General features: G+C 35.7%; 8 protein-coding genes and 2 pseudogenes. 8 read left to right on the forward strand and 2 right to left on the reverse strand.

Annotated features, from left to right (window positions below):
- Positions 1–528: 528 nt before the first annotated feature.
- The 8 genes and pseudogenes from F6K22_RS42590 to F6K22_RS29725 all read left to right on the forward strand — a co-directional run.
- A pseudogene (locus tag F6K22_RS42590) lies at positions 529–606 on the forward strand (hypothetical protein); the annotation flags it as partial.
- Positions 607–612: 6 nt separating this feature from the next.
- Positions 613–834, forward strand: coding sequence for a hypothetical protein (locus tag F6K22_RS29695; protein ID WP_293106460.1), 222 nt, complete (start codon positions 613–615; stop codon positions 832–834).
- A gap of 282 nt (positions 835–1,116) precedes the next feature.
- The gene (locus tag F6K22_RS29700; RefSeq protein ID WP_293106462.1) at positions 1,117–1,383 is read left to right on the forward strand and encodes a hypothetical protein; all 267 of its coding nucleotides are present in this window, start codon (positions 1,117–1,119) and stop codon (positions 1,381–1,383) included.
- Positions 1,384–1,388: 5 nt separating this feature from the next.
- Entirely contained in the window at positions 1,389–1,547 is a 159-nt protein-coding gene (locus F6K22_RS29705) for a hypothetical protein (protein WP_293106464.1), read from the forward strand.
- Positions 1,548–1,582: 35 nt separating this feature from the next.
- The gene (locus tag F6K22_RS29710; RefSeq protein WP_293106466.1) at positions 1,583–1,930 is read left to right on the forward strand and encodes a hypothetical protein; all 348 of its coding nucleotides are present in this window, start codon (positions 1,583–1,585) and stop codon (positions 1,928–1,930) included.
- A 144-nt stretch (positions 1,931–2,074) separates the two neighbouring features.
- Positions 2,075–2,406: pseudogene (locus F6K22_RS29715) on the forward strand (transposase); the annotation flags it as partial.
- Between the two features lie 332 nt (positions 2,407–2,738).
- Positions 2,739–2,951 (forward strand): hypothetical protein, encoded by a 213-nt coding sequence (locus F6K22_RS29720; RefSeq protein WP_293106467.1) that lies wholly within the window; start codon positions 2,739–2,741, stop codon positions 2,949–2,951.
- 253 nt (positions 2,952–3,204) lie between these two features.
- Positions 3,205–4,479: a C-phycoerythrin alpha-cysteine-82 phycoerythrobilin lyase CpeY gene (locus F6K22_RS29725; protein ID WP_293106469.1), complete on the forward strand. Its 1,275-nt coding sequence runs from the start codon at positions 3,205–3,207 to the stop codon at positions 4,477–4,479.
- A gap of 112 nt (positions 4,480–4,591) precedes the next feature.
- Here F6K22_RS29725 and F6K22_RS29730 read toward each other — a convergent pair whose 3' ends face one another.
- Both F6K22_RS29730 and F6K22_RS29735 read right to left on the reverse strand, forming a co-directional pair.
- On the reverse strand, positions 4,592–4,987 hold the full coding sequence (locus tag F6K22_RS29730; RefSeq protein ID WP_293106471.1) for a hypothetical protein: 396 nt from the start codon (positions 4,985–4,987) through the stop codon (positions 4,592–4,594).
- 21 nt (positions 4,988–5,008) lie between these two features.
- Positions 5,009–5,588: caspase family protein (locus F6K22_RS29735; protein WP_293106474.1), on the reverse strand; the 580-nt coding region annotated here is incomplete at its 5' end.

Genomic DNA, 5,588 nt, shown 5'->3' on the forward strand with positions numbered 1-5,588 from the left:
CTTCCTTTGTAAGATTACCAAATATTCCATCAACTACTAAGCTAGTATCAGCAACAGTGGCATTCAAAACTTTTTGTAAATCTTTCACATCTTCACCAGTGCTACCAAGGGATATAGTAGGACGAGTAGTAGTTGTTTGAGTTCCAGCAAGCATAATTTTCTCCTTGTTTTTTGAATCGAGCAGGACTTACGGAGTAACGCTATATATTGCATATTAATTGGTCATTATTCAAGATAAAACCACTATAATTAGTGTCGTTGCGTAAGTCCTACTCTATATTTTTATCATCTCCTAGTTTTTGGGGAAGTGGGAAAATGTGCATGAGTTATCACAATTAACTTTTTATTGTGGGTGGACGTGAATTTTCTTACACAATTAACTTTTTATTGTGGGTGGGCGTGAATTTTCTTACACATTGATTAGCACTCAGGGGTCACATTCTGCCATAACAATAGTTTTGTGAGGAGATATGGTTTAATATTTGAACTTTCACCTATTAAATTATAAAGATCAAGAAAATACTATTTATTTGCAGTCAAAACCGATTACGCAGTCCTACCGCTGAAACGATATTCTCTGAATATCCAGATTTGGAGGTGGACTCGGCTGGATTGAATCGAGGTGCTGAAATTCCTTTATGCAGCGAAGCTATTCAATGGGCAGACATAATTTTTGTAATGGAAAAGTCGCATCAACGTAAACTTTCAAATAAGTTTCAGCCTTGGCTCAAAAACAAGCGACTGATTTGCTTGGATATCAGAGATGAGTATGAATATATGCAGCCAGAGCTGGTGGAATTATTAAAGAAAAAGGTGTTGCCGTTATTAAAATAACAGAGTTATCGCTATTTTTATTGGGGTCTAATAACTGCGAAGCTGCAATAAGCGTGTTAGTTTAAATTCCTATAGTTTACCAAAAGGTTGTCCCCACCATTTCCATGATTCTCTATTGAAAGGCGATCGCCATTTCTCAATCAATTCATACTCTAGTCCATTTCATTAATTTTGATGGGTTTAATTCTATACTAAAGTAGTATAGACTCTATTAGTCCAATCAGACAGTGCGATATAGCTGCCGCACTTGCTCCCTCCGCCAACGCCAAAAAATCAGAATATATGAATAAATTGGATAAAATTAATCTTTCATCACAACAAAGGCAAGAACTACTGGATATAGTCAAAAAGGGTAGTTCCAATGCCAGAGTAATTCGACGGGCACATACACTACTAATGGCCAGTGAAGGTAAGACAGATCAAATAATCAGCAAAACAAACCCGAATATCAGTAGCAACGGTGGAGCGAACGAGAAAGCAGTTTTGTCAAGAGGATTTAAAAACCACATTATAAAGATCGTCCTCGTAGTGGTAAGCCACGGAAATTAACGAGTGTGGGAGAAGCATATTTAATTGCAACAACTTGTAGTCATCCACCATCTGGAAGTGTGGGCTGGACTTTGAAAATGTTAGCAGACAAACTTGTCAGTCTGGAAGTAGTTGAGAGTATTAGTCAGAGTACAGTTTATCGAACATTAAAAAAAATGAATTAAAACCTTGGTTGAAGCAACAATGGTGCATACCAAAAGTGAGTTCAGAATTTGTATCTAGAATGGAAGATGTACTGGATTTATATAGTCAACCAGTAGACCAAAAACGACCGCTAGTCTGCTTTGACGAAAAATTGTGCCAATTAATTAAGAATGTAAATCAACCGATATTACCCAAAGCTAAAACGCAAGAAAAGCCAGGTAAAGTAGGAAAAATAGACTATGAATATGAGCGCAATGGAACCGGAAATTTATTTGCTTTTTTGGCTCCATATTTAGGATGGAGACATATTAAGGTGATTCATAGAAGTACAGTGGTTGATTTTGCTCATTGTATGAAAGAATTAGTGGATATTCACTTTCGAGAAGCGAGTTTCATTAATTGATAATTGATAATGGATAATTAATAATTACCTCGGGTTTTAACCGCGAGGGAATTGAAGATTGGGAAATTCAAGAGCACTTTTTTTCCCCTATCCAAGGGGAGGCTTTAAACCACAATTATTTAATTAACAATTAATAATTCGGTAATTCGATTAGTATTAGACAATTTAAATACTCATACTATTGCTGCTCTATAGGAAGTATTTGAACCAGTTGAAGCCAGAAGAATCGCCAAAAAATTAGAGATTCACCATACACCCAAACATGGTAGTTGGTTAAATATGGTTGAATCTGAGTTATCTGTGCTAGTACGCCAATGTTTAAATAGAAGAATTGTAAATATGGAAACTTTAGAAAAAGAGGTTTCAATATGGGAGTATGAGCGTAATCACGCATCGGGTTTGTGTGGATTGGCGTTTCTGCATCAGAAGATGCAAGAGTTAAACTTTCAAAGATTTACCCAACCCATCAAAATTAATGAAATGGACCACTAGATGGAAAATTGAGGAATTTCACGCCAGAATTCAACAACTAATACCAATTCCCAAAAGCATTGCTATACTTAGGTCGCACTTCAGTTATTAAGTAATTAATACAGGGTAAATCATTTTTTGCTAATAATAGCCCAATTAATGTTTATTATTCTTATGTTCTACGGACGTTTTGCTGACGCAAAGCTCCGCAATTCAAGTCGGCGACAGCCGAAACGCTGCGCGACATGAAACGCATTTTTGCCTGTGCAACGTCCCTACCTCCCAACACGGACTACACGGACCACACTTCTCCACCCGATCGGGTATAGCATTCTTTTTGAGAAATGGTATAACAGGGCTAGAGTCTTGCCAATGCCGTCGGGCAAAAAGTCAAAAAAATCACATTGCTTGTGCTATGTTAGTCTGGAATCATTTGAAAAAAATGGCAAATATTCTAGGGAACACTATTGCTCGACTAAAACATCAATTATTATCTAAATATCTAGTATCACAGCTCAAATACCCTGCAATTAAAATGACGGTTGTTTAAGTTTTTAGAGATAGATCTCAAATCGGAGATTATAGCGATCGCTATAATCTTTTAAGGGTTGGCGCAGGGAGCAAGTGCGGCAGCTATATCGCTCTATTTGCCATGCACTATATATGGTGTCTTTGGGTAAGTCCTGATAATTTTACTGTAACTATCTATGCATGAATTTGGTATTAGTGTATGTTTATGTCCTAAAGTGTTATACGATCTATTAAACAAACTAATTATTGATTGTAATTAACACGCCAAGAAAATGGATAAGCGTTTTTTCAATATATTTCCTGGATTAACTGAAGAAAAAGCAATTGCTTTGTTAGAAGCTCCTCTAGAGGAATTAGAAGATAAATCAGACCGTTATATTGCAGCAAGTCACTTAGTGAACTTTCCCAGCGATCGCTCAATTAATGCTTTAATCAAAACTATACAAGATACTAATCCTGTTTTAGAACAGAAAATTGCTAGACGTAAGGCGATCGAAACATTGGGGCGTTTGAATGTAAAATCAGCATTGCCGACAATTCGAGGTTGCTTGAGTGATGCAGACTGTTACACTACAGAAAATGCTGTTTGGGCAATTGGTGAAATAGGAACTCAAGACCAAGAAATTCTGGCAGAAATTGCTCAGTTGTTGGAAAAACCAGGTCAAAGTTATCGTTTAATTATTCAGGTGTTGGCCAAATTTAACTATCAACCTGCCATAAATAAAATTCAGCAGTTTACAGAATCCGATGACGAACCTATTGCTAGTGCAGCGATCGCTACTATTTGTCGTTTAACAGGAAACTATTCCGAAATGACAAAGGTAGTGGAATTTTTACAGCATTCTAGTGTTAATGCTAGACGTGGTTGTATTCAAGACTTGATTGATACTAAATATTATGAGTCTATTCCGAGTATTGCTAAATGCCCAGTTTCAATGGTTTTTCGGCTCCGGGGAATTAGACTCTTAGCAGAAACAGGTATTCCCACGGGTGAGATTAACTTTGCTGAAATTGAACCATTTTTAGATTCAGTTATTCGCGACCATCCCAACGATCTAGAGTTAGTTCACGAATATGACCAAACACCAGCTTTAGAGTTTGTTATTAAAGAGTTATATAGTACAGATTTTGGCAGGTGTTATTTAGCTGGCAAAACTCTTTTACAAGTTTACCCAGAAATTGCAGGTGCAGCATTAATGGCAACTTTTGCCGAAAGCGCTCATAATGATTATGGCGCTCACTATCATGTAGTTAAACTTTTAGGTTGGCTGAAATATTTTGATGCTTACGATCTGTTGGTAGAAGCACTGCACAACAGAGCACCTCAGTTTCAGAAATCTCGTGGTGCTGCTGCACTTGCTTTGGCAAATTTAGGAGATGAGCGATCGCTACCTTTGCTCAGAGAAACTATCAGTAATACAAGAATTTTTGACTTGAAATATGCTTGTTTATTGGCATTAAAACAGTTAGGCGATAGTCAAGCTGCTGAGTTGTTTGTTGATGATTCAGATTTATTGATTCAAGCTAAAGCTAAAAATATGATTTAAGTTGTAATATTTTAGTAGGGATGAGGAGTAGATACATTCATTTAATATCTACTTTTCCAACTTTAACTTATTACTATAGAAAACATTTTTGATGGGAAGATAATTTCTGTTTTTATTTACTTCTATTTTCAATCCTGTTTGGAGTTTTAGGTTCATCACGAAAAATTACTAATAAAATGTTTTCCATTAAGGGCATTCCTAATAAAGAAAACAACAGAACAATAATAAGTCTTATCATTAAAAATTCATCAGATTTATTACTTTGAATACTTTTTATTCGTGACCATGGTTGAGGAGCTGGTTTTTGTTTTTTATCTATTTGCTTATATACTTTGCGATACTCTTTGTCTTCATTTTCATCTAAATATACTCCTTGTTTTACATTTTTTACGTCAATTAAATTTTTAAATAGGGAATTTCCATCATACCATTTTTCTTTTTTTGAAGCTGTAAAAGCCTCACTTGTTAAATTTTCTATATCATCTTTATTAGCATAGTTTGGAGTCAAAATTAAGTTGGAAATTTCTGTTTAACCATACCTTATAATAGGAGTCTGGTTACTTAATTTTGCAACTTCAAGCTGAAGATATTCGTCTAACTTTTGAGGAGTGACATATCCTTTTCTAAATGCTTCTAACAGCTTGTAGGTAAAAACTCCTTGTTGAACTTTGTCAAGTTCTCGAGATTTCTCATAAGGTCTACAACTGTAAATCAATATTTCTTCCATTTCACGTATTTGAGCTTGAATTGGCTCCCCTATTTGTGAAAAACTATTTTCACGACAAGCATCTATAATAACAACAATTTTATCAGCTCCAGCTTTTCGGAGTTGCTGCCTTACATATGTGACTGAAACAGAAGTTCCACTAAGGTCTCTCTTGCTAGCATCACGAGGTAAGAGATAGTCTTCTTGATCGTTGTCTTTCCTTGCACCATGACCACTAAAGAAAAACCAAAAATCACCACCACCCTCTTCTATAAATTTTTCTTGATATTCCTCTGGTAAACCTAAAACATCTTTGATATTAGCGTAGGTAGGGCGATAATTCTCTTGTGGGGAATTATCTGTGCAACAGAAAACATGATTAAACTTTTCTTCCTTGAGCAAA

The sequence above is a fragment of the Okeania sp. SIO2F4 genome, assembly GCF_010672385.1.
Taxonomy (GTDB): domain Bacteria; phylum Cyanobacteriota; class Cyanobacteriia; order Cyanobacteriales; family Microcoleaceae; genus Trichodesmium.